We start from the raw sequence: 17,846 nt of genomic DNA, 5'->3' as shown, positions 1-17,846 counted from the left end.
TAGTTTAAATATACTAAAAAGGACGAATGCTAAAAAGTTAGCAGAAAATTAGAAAAATTAGGTTAAAAGTACTATTTTTACCTCATTCTCAACACTTGAGCAAAAATATCAACGTATCCAAAAGGAGTTAATGGCTGGGGCGATCGCTCTTGGCGGTGTTTTCATCATTGGCACTTTGTGGTATGGAATAATAGAGGGCTGGTCATGGGAAGACGCAGCTTACATGACAGTCATCACTTTAGCGACTGTGGGATATGGAGAGACGCACCCACTGGGTAGCCGAGGACGGTTGTTTACAATTGCCCTGATTTTGTTGGGTGTGGTGAATATCGGTTACATTGTCAACAGATTTACAGAAGCGATCATTGAAGGCTACTTTCACGAAGGAATTCGGCTACAGCAGCAGAGGCGCTTAATGGAATCCCTATCAGAACATTACATCATCTGTGGATTTAGTCGAACTGGTCGTCAAATTGCCAAGGAATTTCAGGCAGAAGATGTACTTTTTGTGGTAATTGATTCGGAGGTAGAATCTGTACAAAGGGCACAGATGGAAGGTTACACGGCATACCAAGGTGACGCTACCCTAGATGATACACTCCTAAAAGTTGGTATTGAAAGAGCAACTTGTATCGTTGCAGCACTTCCTTCAGATGCCGAAAATTTATATATTGTTTTATCAGCAAAAACACTGAATACCGGAATTCGGGCGATCGCACGGGCAAGTACAGAAGAAGCTTTGCAGAAGTTACGACGCGGTGGTGCAGATGAAGTGATATCCCCCTATATTACTGGTGGGAAACGCATGGCTGCTGCGGCTCTCAGACCGCAAGTATTGGACTTTGTAGACGGGATTTTGACAGGTGCAGACCGTCAGTTATATATGGAAGAATTTTTACTCGACCCAGTTTCTTGTCCCTTTGTGGGTCAGAGTTTGCAAAAAGCGAGATTGCGATCGCAAACTGGGGCATTAGTTTTGGCAATTCGTCGCCTTGATGGGACTTTAATTGGTGGCCCCACTGGCGATACGGTGTTAATGCCGGGAGATCGGCTAATTGGAATGGGTACAGCTGAACAGTTGCGTGACCTTAATCAAATTCTCGGCCCAATTGGTTCTCAGAAATTGCGTAAACCTAAGAATAACTGATTTTATTTTTCCTTAATTACTTTTTTATACTAATTTTAGGTAATTATTGCATAGTGTAATTGCATAAGTGGATAGTATAAGATTATGCAATGAGACTTACTTTAGCGATCGCCACAATATTTACTTTTACTTTGGGATTTTATACCACACAGACCATTGCTGCTCCTCTGGCAACTCCCAAAAGCTTTACAGATTGGTGTCAGCAGAAATCAACTTTACCTCCACAGACAAAACATACTGTTGAGGTACTGTTAAAAATTGCCCAGACTCAAAATTGCAAGCAGGCTAATCAAAAGCTGACTAATTTGACTAAACTCTCCCTCAACTCAAATGAAATCAGCGATATCAAGCCTTTGTCTACTCTGACTAATTTGACTTCTCTCGACCTCGGCTCAAATGAAATCAGCGATATCAAGCATTTGTCTTCTCTGACTAATTTGACTTCTCTGGACCTCGGCTCAAATGAAATCAGCGATATCAAGCCTTTCTCTGCTCTGACAAAATTGACTTTTCTCTCGCTCCACTCAAATAAAATCAGTGATATCAAGCATTTGTCTGCTCTGACAAAATTGACTTCTATCGACCTCGGCATAAATGAAATCAGCGATATCAAGCCTTTGTCTGCTCTGACTAATTTGACTTCTATCGACCTCGGCACAAATGAAGTTAGCAATATTAAGCCTTTGTCCGCTCTGACTAATTTGACTTCTATCGACCTCCGCTCCAATAAAATTAGCGATATCAAGCCTTTGTCCACTCTGACTAATTTAACTTCTCTCTCTCTGCGCTCAAATGAAGTCAGCAATATTAAACCTTTGTCTACTCTGACTAATTTGACTTATCTCTACCTCAACTCAAATGAAATCATTGATATCAAGCCTTTGTCTAATCTGACTAATTTGACTATTCTCTCCCTTGAATCAAATGAAATTAGCGATGTCAAGCCTTTGTCCGCTCTGACTAATTTGACTAAACTCTCCCTTAACTCAAATAAAATCAGTGATATCAAGCCTTTATCCGCTCTGACAAAATTGACTTTTCTGAATATTAAGAATAACGCGATCGCACCCCAAATATGTCCTGTAAAACCAGAGTCTATTTGTCAATTTGATGAGCTTTAAATGAGACTAATAACTCACTTTCTCCATCCATGTATAGGTGCTATGCCTTTAGTCACCTGATTTTATTAATTATTCTCTTTTGGTAGATTACGCTTAAATCAGCCACTGTAAAATATTGGCTTTGCAAACCAATGCCCAATACCCAATTAATCATCAATTTCTTTCCACCCATGCATGGCTGCTATGCTTTTTGTAACCAATTCGATCGCAATTGGGGGAGCTTCTGATATCAAAATGCTAGGGTAAACTGCTGCACCCCAGTCGGGATGAATTAATACACGGCATTGATTTTTAATCACTGGATAGTTGAGCAAAGCTTTGACAACTGCTGTGTCATCGTGGGGAATTGCTCCGGGATGGGACAATAAAGGATAGCCTGTACGAGGGTCGATCAGGTCTGTTAAATAGCCGCGATCGCGCAGATTAAATGCCAAATCACAGCCAAATATCATAAACTTTTCTCGCAAGCATTCTTTCTCTGTCTCTACTTCTGTCGTCTTTTCGACTAGTTGATTACGCGATTGCTGTAAGACAATCACTACTCGTAAAAATGGCTGCCGTTTCCAATCTGGTAATATCCGTTCGCAGTTGGCACAGATATATGGAGTGGGAGCATGAATTGAAATTTGAACCGCTTGTCCCGTTTCGGCAACTAAGTTAATGGGACAGGCTTGCTCCGAAGTGTAAACTCTAGAATAGTTCACTAAATTGATGCGGTTTTTGCAAGTTTTTTAATTTAATCTCCGGTATAGATGATAGCTCTTAAAAGTTGCAAAGAATCATCCCTTTTCTCTAATATGTTACTTTTTTTGGCAGCAATTGTTAATAATTTGATAATTTTAATCCGATTTTTATCCTTTATTAACCTTTTTTAATGGGATTTGCGGCGATCGCTGCGTGTGGTAGACAAGCGATGCCTATGGCGGGCTACGCCTATACTCCTGAAATTTGGTCGATCAAAATCTCAAAAAACGGCCTTCATTTCAGGCGATTTGCAGTCAAAACCAAAATGGTATAACTGTCAGCAAAGCAGGATTAAACAGGCATCTGGTGAGGCAAAGTGCGTCAGAGTTTCGCCCGGAGCAATGCTCCAAAGTTAGATCGGTTTTTAATTCTCAGTTAGATAGCTATATTCTCAATAAAAACAGCCATTTCGCTGCGATGCCTGCGGCGGGCTGCGCCTACGCACTATTAAATAGGTGATTTATATCCCTAATTTTTAACACCTCACTTTGGAGCGTTGCTCCCGTTTCGTGCAAAGACAAGTTGAAAATTCAAAGGTAATCTTGTCTGCTAGGAAATGTGCTAACCGATGCAGCATAGTTTCGATAGCACCCAATTAATTAAGTTTTAAAGAATTCACTGGCACTTCATCCCAAGAATCGACTGTCCGCAATTGCGCGACCCAACCTGCTGCCTTTTGTGTCTCAGTCAAATTATTCTCAAAGGAATCATGACAATCTTTGGCTTGAGATTCATTACAAGTGGCAATACAGGCATGAATCATTCCAGACGGATCAATTTGCTCATTTACCCAAATAGTCATAGAGTATTCCCTTAAAAACTTTAGCGAAAAAAGCTATTCGTCATTTTAGAACACTATTAGAGTCGAAAATTAGAGAGCAAAATCGGTAACAACTAGTGACCAATTACCGATTACTAATTTACAATTACCTAGTTCCGCCTCGTCTGGTAGTCTAAAGCACCAACTATATTATCAATGCGATAAAGCTGTGGCATCTTTCGCACCTGCTTGTTTTGCCGATTATTTATCCTTACCTAAAAGCTGATACATATGTTCGATAATCAGCGCTATCCTTAACAAGGATAACTCTAGCAAAAGCCACATGACCACGCCACCTGCTGTAAACAGATTACTAATTTCCATCTAGTATTCTTTTAATTACTGTGATTCATAATTAAAAATTTTTAGTCCAAATCAAAGAAATAATTATTTTAAGGATGAAGTGGATTGTTGACAATTACAGGTACTTGGCTTTTTCGCAATAAGATAAGCAGACATACCTGTTAAAATAAGAAAACAGATAATACTTGTCCACAAAAATAAAGTTCGTTTACTCAGCAGACTCGGTTTTATATTTGGTCTATTAAAACTGTTTACGTAATCAATAGCAAGAGGTAAAGACACTTCATCGAGTTCAACCCATTCTGTCAACACATCTCCATTTTTAAGATTAGCGTATAGGTATCCAGGCTTGATTTTATGCTCTCTAATAGTGAAAGTATAATTATTATTTAGTTTTACTACTAGGTCTGATCTACCTCCTATTCTTCGCTCCTTAGGTTTTAGCTGTCGTGACTCTAACAAACTAATAACTTTTTCTTGTAATAACATATTTACTTCTTAATAAATCCTAGAAAACTTTTTAATAATTCGTATTGGTAATTTCTATATTCGCCCTCTGCTTCTGCCAGATTTGATTGTGGGGTTACTTTCCATATCTGCTCGATAATTTCGTCATCTGATTTTCCTTCTAATCTCAATGTTTTCACTAGGTTTCTTTCTTGTTCTACTTTATCGGATTTTTTAATATTTTCAGCAGCATTTTATAGTAAATTTTTGGGATTTTCTAACAGTTTTTCAACTTCCGGTGCGATTACTACAAAAGTCTCAGGAGTGTAAACGTTGTTGCCTGTTTGTCTCCTTCTGTCATTTTCTTTGCCAGAGTTGACATTGTTTGGAACCTCTCCGGTAGTTCCTCTGTAAAGGTGAGACATTTTTAAACTTGTTTTATAACTAATAACTGTTACCATCCAATCAACACTTAGTTTGTAATACATCTTCAACCATGTTCTGAGAGCAATTTCTTTCTTAGCTTCCTCTCCAAAAATTCTTCGAGTTTTATCTAAGTCTTTCTCCCACACTGGTACTCTACTTACTAAACGGCCAATATGAGCTAAACGTTTTTCCATCAGCTCACGAAGAATATCTACCCACCATTTGCCAAAGCGATCATAAACAGTAGGTTTTCCATAGTCTCCAAGTTCATCACAGCAGATGTAAAATTCTTCCATTTGATCTACTGTAGCTAAGTGCAAGCCGTCAAAATCAGTTGGCTTTATACTCGCTAGTTCAATCTTTTCTTTTGTAATGGCGATCGCATCATTGGTATCGGCTGGTTTTCTTGGTTGCGCTAACAGTATTAATACAACATCCTCTAAGACTATTTTGCTATTCCCACCTTTCTCATCAGAATATACCCGCACGTCGTGCTGAATACCTGCATACCTGTTGTAGAAGGGAAAAGATTGGATTATTATGCTCATTTTTTAATTTTATCTGTGTTATGCAATATATGTTTGACAAACATAGTACATTAGTACGTCCACAAATTTACGCCTAATGTCTAAACATATATCACAAAAAACTTGGCAAAAAGCACATAAGTAGACTTACTGAGATATTGCATTAGTCCCAACAACCGCTTCAAAATGAATTTGTGGATTGCATAGCTAAAGCGTTCTAAAGAGTACTGAGCAAGGGTTTGAGTCCACTTGAGTGGACTTTGGCTATCAGCCTCGGCATTTTGAAAAAAGGTATGAGAGTAATTCGTACTGCAATTAAGCAATGCCAAAAGTCTTTCTCATAAAACTATCGCAGGTTAATATCACTCCTGCTTTCTCTCTGCTATCCTCAGTTTGGCCGATCGCGATCGCGGATTATTAGCAATTTCCTCTTCTTGAGCAATAATCGGCTTTTTTGTCAAGACCTTTAATAAAGGTAAATTTCTCAAACCATGCTTCACCGGCCGGTCTTCCAAACTGTGAAAACTGATAATCGCAATTCTGCCACCAGGGACAAGGGCATTTGGTGCTTTATCCAAAAAGGTTTCTAGGGATTTTAACTCATCGTTGACGACAATTCGTAGAGCTTGAAAAACACGGGTAGCGGGGTGAATTCTACCATAACGGTATTTCGGGGGAACTGAAGAAGCGATCGCTTCAGCTAATTCAACAGTTGTGTGCAACGGACGCCGTTCAACAATGCGTCTGGCAATGCGCCGCGATAATCTCTCCTCACCGTACTTAAAAAAAATATCTGCTAAATCCGCTTCATCCCAATTATTAATCACATCAGCAGCAGTTAGCGATCGCCCTCGATCCATTCGCATATCCAAATTTGCAGCTTGGCGAAAGCTGAAACCCCGTTCTGCCTGATCTAAATGGTAAGAACTCACCCCCAAATCGGCGAGAATACCGTCGAAAGTGTTAGGGGTAAACTCGTAGGCAGCAAAATTGCTATGAATAAATTGTATGCGAGCCTCTGAAGGAGGATCTCCGCTAACGCCATATTCAGCTAAATTCTTCTGCGCTGCTGCTAAAGCATCTTCATCTTGGTCAATCGCCGTTACCCGTACATCTGCCGCAGCTTCTAAAATCAGGCGACTGTGACCACCACCGCCTACCGTCACATCTAAATAATGCCCGCCCGGACGCACCGCCAAACCCTCAATTACTTCCCGACCCAAAACGGGAATATGGGAAAAATTCTGCGCTTCAAGTCCCTGATATCCAGCTTCCATATAATAATTGAAGAAGTGCAACAAAATGAAACATCAAGTAAAATCCCTCCTCTGTCACCCCCTCTCCAACATACCCCTGTATGGGCAATACATGTAGACGCTCTCAAGGTAGCTTTCCCTAAAAGTATTGCTGCTAATAATCTGTCCAGTTGAAATTGACTGGTTAGGGCTGACGCTTCCCTGTCACCGCGTCTGGCCATCGATACCTCTTGAGAGATTACTACAGTCCTTAATTTGGCTTGACAAACAAGATAAATTGGGTCTGGTTGGCATCTGGGCGGTTCAATTCAAAATTATGCCTTTGGCACGCTACACGAACACAACAGGAGAACACAAAATCTATGACCAGACTAGAAACCCGCACTGAACCAATGCTGCTAAACATGGGGCCACAACACCCCTCAATGCACGGGGTTCTGCGGCTAATTGTTACCCTGGATGGCGAGGATGTGGTTGATTGTGAACCGGTTATCGGCTACCTGCACCGGGGAATGGAAAAAATCGCCGAGAACCGCACTAATGTTATGTACGTCCCCTACGTCAGTCGCTGGGACTACGCGGCGGGAATGTTCAACGAAGCCGTCACTGTCAACGCCCCAGAAAAGCTTGCAGGTGTCGCTGTCCCCAAACGCGCTAGCTACATCCGCGTCATCATGCTGGAGTTGAACCGCATCGCTAACCACTTGCTGTGGTTTGGCCCCTTCCTCGCTGACGTGGGCGCTCAAACTCCCTTCTTCTACCAGTTCCGGGAACGGGAGATGATTTATGATTTGTGGGAAGCCGCCACAGGTTATCGGATGGTGAACAACAATTACTTCCGCGTTGGTGGGGTAGCAGCCGATTTACCTTACGGTTGGGTAGATAAGTGTGTGGAATTCTGCGATTACTTAATACCCAAAGTTGATGAGTACGAACGCTTAGTAACCGATAACCCCATCTTCCGGCGACGTATTGAGGGTATTGGTACTATCACCCGTGAAGAAGCAATCAACTGGGGACTTTCTGGCCCAATGTTACGCGCATCTGGCGTGCAATGGGATTTGCGGAAAGTTGACCATTACGAATGCTATGACGATTTCGACTGGGACGTGCAGTGGGAAACCGCCGGTGATTGCTTTGCCCGTTACGTGGTGCGGATGCGGGAAATGCGCGAATCTGTGAAGATTATTCGCCAAGCAATTAAAGGACTTCCTGGCGGCCCTTACGAAAATCTGGAAGCTAAACGTTTAGCCGCAGGGAAAAAATCAGAATGGGACGCATTTGATTATCAATTCATCGGCAAAAAAGTTTCCCCTACTTTCAAGATTCCCAAGGGCGAAATCTACTCTCGTGTAGAAAGTGGTAAAGGTGAATTGGGAATTTATTTGGTTGGCGATGATAATGTCTTCCCCTTACGTTGGAAGATTCGCGCAGCCGACTTCAACAACCTCCAAATTCTCCCACATTTACTGCGCGGAATGAAGGTTGCAGATGTTGTGGTCATCCTCGGCAGTATTGACATAATCATGGGGTCTGTAGATAGGTAGATAATATCTATCTAAGTACTTTTGAGAGCAGTTGTATTACAGTGCAACTGCTCTATTTTTTTCTAGCATTGCGTAAATCTTAGAGAAGTCGGGGATCTGAGTCTTGTGATTTGAACGAAATCAAATAGGATTGCTATAACATAGGTACGAAATATTTATAAATGCTCTCTTTTTAAGAGTTTTAAATAATGCCCCGGATTTTTGACAACATTAACTTACAACTGCTACCGATTTTGCGAGAAACTCTCAAAGTCTCTTATCGGGCAGATTTTTGTGTTGGCTACTTCAACCTTAGAGGTTGGCGAAGAATTGATGATTTAATCGAACAGTATGTTGGTAGTGAAAAGGCTTGTTGCCGTTTGCTAATCGTGATGCAAAGCTTGCCGAGTGATGAAGTTCATGCAGCATTTACCCTTAGTAGTGGTGATAGAGGGATTGATAATAGTAGCATTGTGCGGTTTAAAAAACGCATGGCCTCGGAATTTCGCAAGCAGTTGACTATCGGTGCGCCGACTAATCAGGATGAAGCGGGCTTGCGGCGGTTAAGTCATCAGCTAAAAACTCACAAACTAATTATTAAACTGTTTCTGGGCCACGCCCTTCACGCCAAGTTATATCTTGTGCATCGTCATGACGCCAACACTCCAACTGTGGGATTCTTGGGTAGTAGTAATTTAACTCTTCCCGGACTGGCGAAACAAGGGGAGTTAAATGTTGATATTTTAGATCACGATGCTTGCAATAAACTACAAAAGTGGTTTAGCGATCGCTGGCAAGATTACGGTTGTGTAGATATATCTCAAGACTTGGCAGAGATTATTGACCAGAGTTGGGCTAGGGAGGAGTTAATCTCACCTTACTACATCTACCTCAAGATAGCTTACCACTTATCCCATGAAGCGATCGCTGGACTTTCAGAATTTCGTATCCCTCGTGAATTTAACAATTTATTTGATTTCCAAAAAGCCGCAGTGCAGCTAGCAGCACGTCATGTAACTAGGCGTGGTGGGGTGTTAGTGGGCGATGTCGTTGGTTTGGGTAAAACTTTAGTTGGAACCGCGCTAGCTAAGATATTACAAGAAGATTGTTATTTAGAAACATTGATTCTTTGCCCGAAAAACTTAGTACCAATGTGGCAAGAATATGTAAATAATTATCGGCTACTTGCCGAAGTTATGTCAATAAGTCAAGTACAAAATAAGCTACCACAACTCCGCCGTTACCGAGTTGTGTTAATTGATGAAAGTCACAACTTACGTAACCGCGAAGGCAAACGTTATCGAGCCATTACAGAATATATTGCTGCTAACGAAAGCAAATGTATTTTATTATCTGCTACTCCCTACAATAAAAGTTATCTTGACCTTTCAGCCCAACTCCGGCTATTTGTGCCAGAAGACGAAGATTTGGGATTAAGACCAGAAGCTTTAATTAATCAACTTGGTGGCAGTTCTATCGGAGAATTAGAGTTTATTAGAAAGCATCAATGTTCTGTGCGTTCTTTAGCTGCCTTTGAGAAAAGTGAACACCCTGATGACTGGCGAGAATTGATGAAGCGCTATATGGTGCGACGGACTCGCTCTTTTATTAAAGATAATTATGCCCACACAGATGAAACAGGGCGTAAATATTTAGAATTTTCTGATGGTAGACATTCTTATTTTCCCCACCGCATACCTCGAAGTTTGAAGTTTCCTCTAGAAGGTTCTAACACTGACTCTTATTCTCATCTTTACTCGGAGTTAGTAGTGGAAGTCATTAATCAACTTAATTTACCTCGTTATGGGCTAGGGAACTATGTTATTGCTAAACACAATCAACCGCCTACAGACATCGAGCAACGTTTGATTAATAGCTTGTTTCGTGGTGGTAGGAGGTTAATGGGTTTTTCTCGCACTAATTTGTTTAAACGTTTAGAAAGTAGTGGTATTATTTTTATCCAATCAATTGAACGCCACATTTTACGGAACTTCATTTATTTATATGCTTTAGACAAAGGGCTTGATATTCCCATTGGAACTCAGGATGCTGAGTTATTAGATACAAGTAATAATGATGAAGATGCTGATTCTGTGGCAGCAGCTTTGTTTGATACAGAAACGGAAGATGATGATTCTACTACTTTGCTGCAAGTAGAGAGAGACGAAGGAGAAGAAACTGCTTTTTTTAACGAGGATGAGAAGGCATCTAAAACCGAAAAAGTTTTTCGTCAAAGAGCAGAGTCAATTTACCAAGAATATACAACCCGATATCAACGGCGATTTAAGTGGCTGCCTTCTACACTTTTTGACATTAAAAAACTGAAACGGGATTTGCTAGAGGATGTCAAAGCACTGAAAAATGTGCTGCAATACTGTGGCGGGTGGAATCCTCAAAAAGATGAAAAACTTGCTGCTTTAATCAAACTGCTAACAAAAACTCATCCCAAGGATAAAGTACTAATTTTCACACAGTTTGCCGATACAGTCCGCTACCTTACAGAAAATTTGCAGTCGAGTCATATTACTAATGTAGCAGGAGTCACAGGTCAATCTAAAGACCCGACAGTAATGACGGGAAGATTTAGCCCTGTGAGTAATGGAAAACGGCAGCAAATTTCATCATCAGATGAGTTGCGGGTTTTAATTGCCACTGATGTTTTGAGTGAAGGTCATAATTTGCAAGACTGTGCAATTATCGTCAATTGGGATTTACCTTGGGCGATTATTCGTTTAATTCAACGCGCCGGAAGGGTAGACCGCATTGGCCAAAATGCTGACCAAATTCTTTGTTATTCTTTTTTGCCAGCCGAGGGAGTAGAACGGATTATTAATTTGCGGGGACGACTCCGTAAACGACTGCAAGAGAATGCTGAAGTGGTGGGAACTGATGAAGCTTTTTTTGAAGATGATGATGCACGAGTAATTCTCGACCTCTACAACGAGAAATCTGGAGTTTTAGATGGTGAAGAAGATACAGAAGTTGATTTGACATCTGAAGCATTTCAAATCTGGAAAAAAGCTACTGATGGTAATCCAGGCTTGAAAAAAACGATTGAGGAAATGGAAAATGTAGTTTATTCTACTCGCGCCCATACTCCTCAACCTGTGCAGCCAGAGGGGGTACTACTTTATATGAAAACCACTGAAGGGAATGATTCTTTGATTTATGTTGACCGCGATGGAAATAGCGTTACTCAATCACAATTAGCGGTTCTTCGGGTGGCGGCGTGTGAAGAATCTACCCCAGCGATACCCAAAGACAAACAGCATCACGAGTTAGTGAAAAAGGGTGCTGAACTAATTGCTGAAGAAGAGAAAAATGCCGGTGGTCAATTGGGGCGACCATCAGGTGCAAGGTTTCGCAGCTATGAACGACTTAAGGGTTATGTTCAAGATATGAAGGGAACACTATTTGTCAGCGAAGAACTTTTAAAGGGAATTGATGAGATTTACCGTTATCCTTTGCGACAGTCAGCTATTGATACTCTCAACCGCCAACTGAGAAGCGGTATTAATAATCAGCAATTGGCTGATTTAGTGGTGTCACTACGGATAGATGACCGTTTGTGTATTGTGACTGAAGAAATGGAGAAGCGAGAACCTGAGATTATTTGTTCTTTGGGATTATTCGAGGGTTCGTAAATTAAAAGAAACGAACCACAGAGGCGCAGAGAACACAGAGAAGAGAAATAGAGAGGATTTTTGTGTTAGTTTTGGGATATTTTTTTATTTGGAAGTCCCTAGCTGAACCGTATTGAAATATAATCGAATTATTTTAGGAGTAATTTTTATGGTTATATTATCATCTAATCTTTCTTTGACAGAGTTTCTCCAATTACCAGAAACTAAACCAGCTAGTGAATATATTGATGAAAAAATATACCAAAAACCAATGCCGCAGGGAAAACATAGCAGAATCCAAACTCGTTTATCAACGGAGATTAATCAGGTAAGTGAATCTGAGCAAAAAGCTTTAGCATTAACTGAATTACGCTGCACATTTGGAGGACGTTCCTGACTGGCAGCACCGCAATGAGGTTTTAAAGGGGTTTTAGCTTAAATCTTGTAGTTTGATTTATTCTCGCCGACTTATTTACTGAGAATGAGTAAGTCGAATGCCATTTTGCTTGCGGAATACACCAAAATGAGTAAGTCAAATGCCATTTTGCTTGCGGAATACACCGAAAAGAGAAAGCATTCAAGCATTTTGAGTAAGTCAAATACCTTTTTGCTTGCTAAATACACCGAAATGAGAAAGCATTCAAGCATTTTGAGTAAGTCAAATGCCTTTTTGCTTGCTAAATACACCGAAATGAGAAAGTATTCAAGCATTTTGTTTAAGTCAAATGCCATTTAGTGAAAGCATTTAAGTATTTTTAGAAAGTAATTAGGTATTTTGATAAAGCAATTAGGCGTTTTGATAAAGTAATCAGCAAATATACGTGACGATTAAAAAATTGTGGCTACACAAAGTAGTCGGCGCTCAAATAAATAACTTTCGGTGATATTGCTCAAGCGTAATCAAAGATAAAGGATTTATAAAGGTATCAAGAGCATGGTTAAAAATTTAACTCGTATAAATAAATAGGGTTTCTTAAAGTCTGCGCTCGCCGACTTTATTTTTAGAGCCACAGATTTCTTTTCTGAGTGGTTAGTTTACCATGCTTGGTTTTTTCCAAGCTATTTTAAGTAAATTATGTCACTTAATTTTCAACAAACACGCAATTTACTTTATAATTTCCAATTTACTGATTTGTTTATACAGGAATTAGGTTGGTCTAAACCTTCCAGACAAAAACCTGTCATTTTAAAGATTGAGAATAAGTCATATCAATACCAGAAAATTGCTGAACTTTCAGGGGTTGCAATCTTTGAAGTCACCGGAAAGGATGGGAAAATACCAGAGGCTAAAACTAGAGTTGCTATTCATCAAGAAATTACTAAACTCATAGCTGAAAATCTTCTAATTTTTATTACCGAAGAACGCACGCGTAGTCTTTGGTATTGGGTGAAACGAGAAGGAAGTAAAAGCTACGTTCGTGACCATTTATATGTGAAGGATCAACCAGGAGACTTATTTTTAAGTAAGCTTGGTTCTTTAGTTATTGATATTACTGAATTAGAGCATGGGGAACCGACTGTTGTCGAAATTGCTTATAAACTACATACAACGTGGTTTTGATGTTGAGCCAGTAACTAAGAAATTTTACAAGGAATTTCAAGAGCAACATCAGAAGTTTTTGCAGTTTGTTAAAGGAATTGATAATGAAACAGATAGACGTTGGTATACATCGGTAATTCTCAATCGCTTGATGTTTGTTTATTTTCTCCAACGTAAGGGTTTTATTGATAATGAAGATTTAAATTATCTTCAAAATAAGCTGGAACTAAGTAAGCAAAAAGCTGAAAATCATTTTTATGATGAATTTCTCAAGGCTTTGTTTTTTGAAAGCTTTGCAAAACCTGAGTTTGAACGCGATTTATCTGTAAAAGAATTGGTAGGAAAGGTTAAATACCTGAATGGTGGACTATTTCTCAAACATCATATTGAAGAGAAATATAATATTTCTATAGTTGATGAGGCGTTTGAGCAAGTTCTGAATTTATTTGGGCGTTATTCTTGGAATCTGGATGATACGCCGGAAGGTAAAGATAATCAAATAAATCCTGATGTCTTAGGATTTATTTTTGAAAAGTACATTAATCAAAAGGCTTTTGGTGCGTATTATACTAGACCGCAGATTACAGAATATCTCTGTGATAGAACTATCCATAAATTAATTGTAGACCGCGTAAATGATGCGCTATCTGATAAGGATAAGCCATTTGAGGATATCAATGAACTTCTGATCAAGCTGGATACAAATGTTTCTCGTCTACTAATAGAAAAAATTCTTCCTAATTTATCAATCCTTGACCCAGCTTGCGGTTCTGGGGCTTTTCTCGTAGCAGCAATGAAGACGTTAATTTTTATATATGCTGCTATTATTGGGACAATCGAATTACAGGGGGATAAAAAATTAAAGGACTGGTTAAAAAGTCAAAAAACCGAGCATCTTTCCATAGAATATTTTATCAAAAAGCGCATTATTAGGGATAATCTCTATGGTATAGATATCATGGAGGAAGCAACGGAAATTGCTAAACTACGTCTTTTTTTAGCCTTAGTTTCTTCTGCTAAGAATGTCGATGAATTGGAACCGTTGCCGAATATTGATTTTAATATAATGGCAGGTAATTCGCTGATTGGGTTAATCAAAGTTGATGAAACAGCATTTGATAGAGTCGGAAATTCGCTACAAGGTAATCTTTTACAGTCTTTAGCAGCCGATAATTACAAAAAAATATTAGAAGAGAAGAATAAATCAATTAAAATTTACAAGGAATATGCCTTTTTACCTCAAAATTTACCTCACACAGATACACCTAAAGATACTTGCTTCAGACATCTACGCAAAAATATTGAACAACTTAACAACAAATCGCAAGAAAAGTTAAATGTTTTGCTATTGGATGAGTTTAGTAAGCGTTTGGGTATCAAGTATGAAGAGGTTCAGTTAACTGGAAAATCACAGAAGCGGGTTTTGAAGGTTGAGGATATTGCAGCTTTGAAGCCGTTTCACTGGGGTTATCATTTTAACGAGGTTTTAGAACGCGGTGGTTTTGATGCGATTATTACTAATCCACCTTGGGAAATATTTAAGCCACAGGCGAAAGAGTTCTTTGCACAGCATAATGAACTGGTGACGAAGAACAAAATGGATATTAAGGATTTTGAGAAAGAACAGAATAAACTATTACAAAATCCCATAATTGCTAGTACTTGGTTAGAATATCAAAGTCAATATCCTTATGTCAGCGCTTATTATCGTTCATCTGAACAGTATAAAAATCAGATTTCTGTAGTAAATGGTAAAAAAGCAGGTACGGATATTAATCTTTATAAGCTGTTTACAGAACAATGTTTTAATCTTTTGCGTTCAGGCGGTGAGTGCGGTATTGTAATTCCTAGCGGGATTTACACTGATTTGGGGACTAAGCAATTGCGGGAGATGTTGTTTAGTCAAACTAAAGTTACTGGTTTATTCTGTCTTGAGAATCGTAAGGAAGTCTTTGAAGGTGTTCATCGCAGTTTTAAAATAGTTGTCCTTACTTTTGTTAAAGGTAGTACAACAACAGATTTTCCATCTGCGTTTATGCGTCATGATGTACAGGAACTTCAAAGTTTTCCTAGTGATGATAGTTTGCAGATTAATATTAACATGGTGCGTCAACTCTCACCTGATTCGCTATCTGTGATGGAGTTTAAGAATGAGGTAGATATTTGCATTTCTGAGAAAATGGCTAAGTTTCCGGCATTAAGTGAAAATTTAGAATCTTGGAACTTATCTTTTGCTCGTGAATTTGACATGACTAATGCAAGTCATTTGTTCATTAACCAAAGCGATGATGATTTATTTGCTTTAATACAAGGCAATATGTTTCATCAATTTAAATATAATTTTGCACTTCATAAATATTGGATAGATGCTAATGAAGGGCGAACAAAAATTTTGGGGCGAGCAAAAGATGAAGGTCAAAAACTTGCTTATCAAGACTACCGTATAGTTCATAGAAGAATAGCACGTAATACAGATGAACGCAGTTTAATTGCTTGTGTGCTTCCACCAAATAGATTTTGTGCAGATACAGCTCAAAGCCTTAAAAATTTACTGCCATACGATATCACTTTATTTATCACAGCAATATTCAATTCATTTGTGCTTGACTCAGAAATTCGCCGAAGAATTACAGCACATTGTGATATGCATTTTATGTATGCTCTTAGAGTTCCACGTTTAACAAAAAACGATCGCTACTTCAACGATATTGTACAACGCGCTGCCAAACTCATCTGCACCACACCAGAATTTGACGAACTCGCGCAAGAAGTCGGTCTAGTTTCCCATCAACAAGGCGTTACCGACGAAACAGAACGCGCTAAGTTACGCGCCGAACTCGATGGGATGATAGCACACCTTTACGGCTTAACTGAAGATGAATTTAGCTACATCCTCACTACATTTCCGATTGTGAATGCAAGCGTTAAAGGAGCAGCATTGTCAGCTTACCGGAACTTTGCCCCCATATTTGGAGACTCAAAAATATTAGCATCTATCCAATAGCGGAAGAAAACCTCACACTGGTTATGCTAAACAAAACCTCTTCCTTCTCTTACTAAGGAGAGGGATGTTTGTTAGGACGGGGTGAGGTTTTAATACTATCTTCTTACGTTCGGTTAAAATGGAATTGCTGGTATGAATGCAAGAATATATTTAAATAAGGTGTAATAAATTAGTATATAAATTCAGCAGTATTTAGTTAGTCGTAATTTCAGAACCGTGCAAATTCATTCTCACTCAGAATTCAATCAAAGCGACGATCGCCGTGAACAGGGTTTGCAACAATTGCTCGATCGCCTTGTTAGAAAAATGCAGCGCGATGAGTTAGTCCGGCAAACAACGAATCAACTTAGAGAATCGCTTCAGGTTGATCGGGTGCTGTTGTATTATTTTTATAGCCGGTGGCAAGGACAGGTGACTTTTGAATCTTTGAGTTCTAAAGATTTCTCAATACTTGGTTCCACTGGCCCAGATGATTGTTTTAACAACGAGTATGCTGCTTTATACTTAGCAAGACGGGTAAGAGCGATCGCTGATATTGAATTAGAGCCAATCCAGCCTTGTCACCGAGATTTTCTCAGCAATATGCAGGTTCGCGCCAATCTAGTTGTACCAATTTTGATTCCTAGAGGATTATGGGGATTGTTAGCGGCACATCACTGCCAAACTCCTCATCATTGGTCGCCATCAGATATAGAAATGATGCAAACAGGGCACAAACTCTTGCAACAGCCCCTTATATATTAGAAAGTTAAAATAATTCGTAATTCGTAATGACGCTCTCTATGAGACGCTGCGCGAACAACTCTTGGAAAATAGGCACAGCGCTGGCTGGTCTACACGAGGCTTTACCCACCTGCGTGGGTTGAAAACCCTCAATTTGATTTTTTTAATAAGGAGAAAGAGTTATGAAATTTGGTTACACGGTCATCTGGGTAAAAGATGTAGTTAAGACGGTTGAGTTTTATGAAAAAGCTTTTGGTCTAGTTCGTCGAACTCTCGAAGATAAGGGGCAGTTTATCTGGGCGGAAATCGAAACCGGAAATACCACACTAGCTTTCTCCTCTAGTAACGAAGCACAGAAGTTATTTCCTGGCGGCTTCCATGCTAACGATGCTACACAACTACCAGCATTAATTCAGATATCATTCATCACTCCTGATGTTGGCAGCGCTTATATGAGAGCAATCGGAGCTGGCGCAAAAGCATTAGATGCCCCTAAAACCCATCCTGGGGGACAAACAACTGCTCGCGTCCGCGATCGCAATGGTGTGCTGGTGTCGTTGGTGAGTGGTTAAGTAGCAAGTTATCTTACTTATACTTAAAAACGTGAATTAAATCGTGAATTAAATAAAATGCAAAACT

Annotated in this window: 12 protein-coding genes and 2 pseudogenes; 9 read left to right on the top strand and 5 right to left on the bottom strand. The window is 39.5% G+C overall.

All coding sequences use genetic code 11. From position 1 onward, the window contains the following. Window positions 1-130 precede the first annotated feature (130 nt). Window positions 131-1,147, top strand: a complete 1,017-nt coding sequence (locus tag PUQ00_RS06130) for a TrkA family potassium uptake protein (RefSeq protein ID WP_300414201.1) — start codon at window positions 131-133, stop codon at window positions 1,145-1,147. Between the two features lie 89 nt (window positions 1,148-1,236). Then, a complete protein-coding gene (locus PUQ00_RS06125) occupies window positions 1,237-2,268 on the top strand; it encodes a leucine-rich repeat domain-containing protein (RefSeq protein WP_300414198.1) in 1,032 nt (343 codons plus the stop codon). 146 nt (window positions 2,269-2,414) lie between these two features. Here the strand turns inward: PUQ00_RS06125 and PUQ00_RS06120 are convergent, their stop codons facing one another. The 5 genes from PUQ00_RS06120 to rsmH form a co-directional block, all read right to left on the bottom strand. Next, entirely contained in the window at window positions 2,415-2,972 is a 558-nt protein-coding gene (locus PUQ00_RS06120) for a methylmalonic aciduria and homocystinuria type D protein (protein ID WP_300414195.1), read from the bottom strand. Between the two features lie 635 nt (window positions 2,973-3,607). After that, window positions 3,608-3,814, bottom strand: a complete 207-nt coding sequence (locus PUQ00_RS06115) for a glycogen debranching protein (protein ID WP_229498956.1) — start codon at window positions 3,812-3,814, stop codon at window positions 3,608-3,610. A 405-nt stretch (window positions 3,815-4,219) separates the two neighbouring features. Further along, on the bottom strand, window positions 4,220-4,624 hold the full coding sequence (locus tag PUQ00_RS06105; protein WP_300414193.1) for a hypothetical protein: 405 nt from the start codon (window positions 4,622-4,624) through the stop codon (window positions 4,220-4,222). Window positions 4,625-4,836: 212 nt separating this feature from the next. After that, entirely contained in the window at window positions 4,837-5,556 is a 720-nt protein-coding gene (locus PUQ00_RS06100) for a hypothetical protein (RefSeq protein WP_300414192.1), read from the bottom strand. A 341-nt stretch (window positions 5,557-5,897) separates the two neighbouring features. Continuing rightward, window positions 5,898-6,812: a 16S rRNA (cytosine(1402)-N(4))-methyltransferase RsmH gene (gene rsmH, locus PUQ00_RS06095; RefSeq protein WP_300414190.1), complete on the bottom strand. Its 915-nt coding sequence runs from the start codon at window positions 6,810-6,812 to the stop codon at window positions 5,898-5,900. Window positions 6,813-7,153: 341 nt separating this feature from the next. On the opposite strand from rsmH, the gene PUQ00_RS06090 reads away from it, so the two are divergent. From PUQ00_RS06090 to PUQ00_RS06060, 7 genes and pseudogenes are all read left to right on the top strand, one after another. Further along, window positions 7,154-8,338: an NAD(P)H-quinone oxidoreductase subunit H gene (locus PUQ00_RS06090; RefSeq protein WP_300414188.1), complete on the top strand. Its 1,185-nt coding sequence runs from the start codon at window positions 7,154-7,156 to the stop codon at window positions 8,336-8,338. 188 nt (window positions 8,339-8,526) lie between these two features. Continuing rightward, window positions 8,527-11,961: a helicase-related protein gene (locus PUQ00_RS06085; RefSeq protein ID WP_300414185.1), complete on the top strand. Its 3,435-nt coding sequence runs from the start codon at window positions 8,527-8,529 to the stop codon at window positions 11,959-11,961. A 148-nt stretch (window positions 11,962-12,109) separates the two neighbouring features. Next, a pseudogene (locus PUQ00_RS06080) lies at window positions 12,110-12,334 on the top strand (Uma2 family endonuclease); the annotation flags it as partial. 681 nt (window positions 12,335-13,015) lie between these two features. Then, window positions 13,016-13,501 carry a hypothetical protein gene (locus PUQ00_RS06075; protein ID WP_300414180.1) on the top strand — a complete coding sequence of 162 codons (486 nt, stop codon included), beginning with the start codon at window positions 13,016-13,018 and terminating at the stop codon, window positions 13,499-13,501. Continuing rightward, on the top strand, window positions 13,461-16,484 hold the full coding sequence (locus PUQ00_RS06070; RefSeq protein ID WP_300414178.1) for a DNA methyltransferase: 3,024 nt from the start codon (window positions 13,461-13,463) through the stop codon (window positions 16,482-16,484). Before PUQ00_RS06075 ends, PUQ00_RS06070 begins: the two co-directional genes overlap by 41 nt. Before the next feature lie 216 nt (window positions 16,485-16,700). Next, window positions 16,701-17,236: pseudogene (locus tag PUQ00_RS06065) on the top strand (GAF domain-containing protein). 153 nt (window positions 17,237-17,389) lie between these two features. Next, window positions 17,390-17,779 carry a VOC family protein gene (locus PUQ00_RS06060; RefSeq protein ID WP_300414176.1) on the top strand — a complete coding sequence of 130 codons (390 nt, stop codon included), beginning with the start codon at window positions 17,390-17,392 and terminating at the stop codon, window positions 17,777-17,779. The last annotated feature ends 67 nt before the right edge of the window (window positions 17,780-17,846 follow it).

This window comes from Nostoc sp. S13 (genome assembly GCF_029379315.1).
Taxonomy (GTDB): Bacteria; Cyanobacteriota; Cyanobacteriia; order Cyanobacteriales; family Nostocaceae; genus Nostoc.
Note: the sequence above shows the minus strand (reverse complement) of the source record. Positions and strands in the feature narration are given on the sequence as shown.

Excerpts from the sequence above, each read along its gene's own strand:
- PUQ00_RS06130 (WP_300414201.1), top strand. The coding sequence starts at position 131 with ATGGCTGGGGCGATCGCTCTTGGCGGTGTTTTCATCATTGGCACTTTG.
- PUQ00_RS06125 (WP_300414198.1), top strand. The coding sequence starts at position 1,237 with ATGAGACTTACTTTAGCGATCGCCACAATATTTACTTTTACTTTGGGA.
- PUQ00_RS06115 (WP_229498956.1), bottom strand. The coding sequence starts at position 3,814 with ATGACTATTTGGGTAAATGAGCAAATTGATCCGTCTGGAATGATTCAT.
- PUQ00_RS06105 (WP_300414193.1), bottom strand. The coding sequence starts at position 4,624 with ATGTTATTACAAGAAAAAGTTATTAGTTTGTTAGAGTCACGACAGCTA.
- PUQ00_RS06100 (WP_300414192.1), bottom strand. The coding sequence starts at position 5,556 with ATGAGCATAATAATCCAATCTTTTCCCTTCTACAACAGGTATGCAGGT.
- rsmH (WP_300414190.1), bottom strand. The coding sequence starts at position 6,812 with ATGGAAGCTGGATATCAGGGACTTGAAGCGCAGAATTTTTCCCATATT.
- PUQ00_RS06090 (WP_300414188.1), top strand. The coding sequence starts at position 7,154 with ATGACCAGACTAGAAACCCGCACTGAACCAATGCTGCTAAACATGGGG.
- PUQ00_RS06085 (WP_300414185.1), top strand. The coding sequence starts at position 8,527 with ATGCCCCGGATTTTTGACAACATTAACTTACAACTGCTACCGATTTTG.
- PUQ00_RS06075 (WP_300414180.1), top strand. The coding sequence starts at position 13,016 with ATGTCACTTAATTTTCAACAAACACGCAATTTACTTTATAATTTCCAA.
- PUQ00_RS06060 (WP_300414176.1), top strand. The coding sequence starts at position 17,390 with ATGAAATTTGGTTACACGGTCATCTGGGTAAAAGATGTAGTTAAGACG.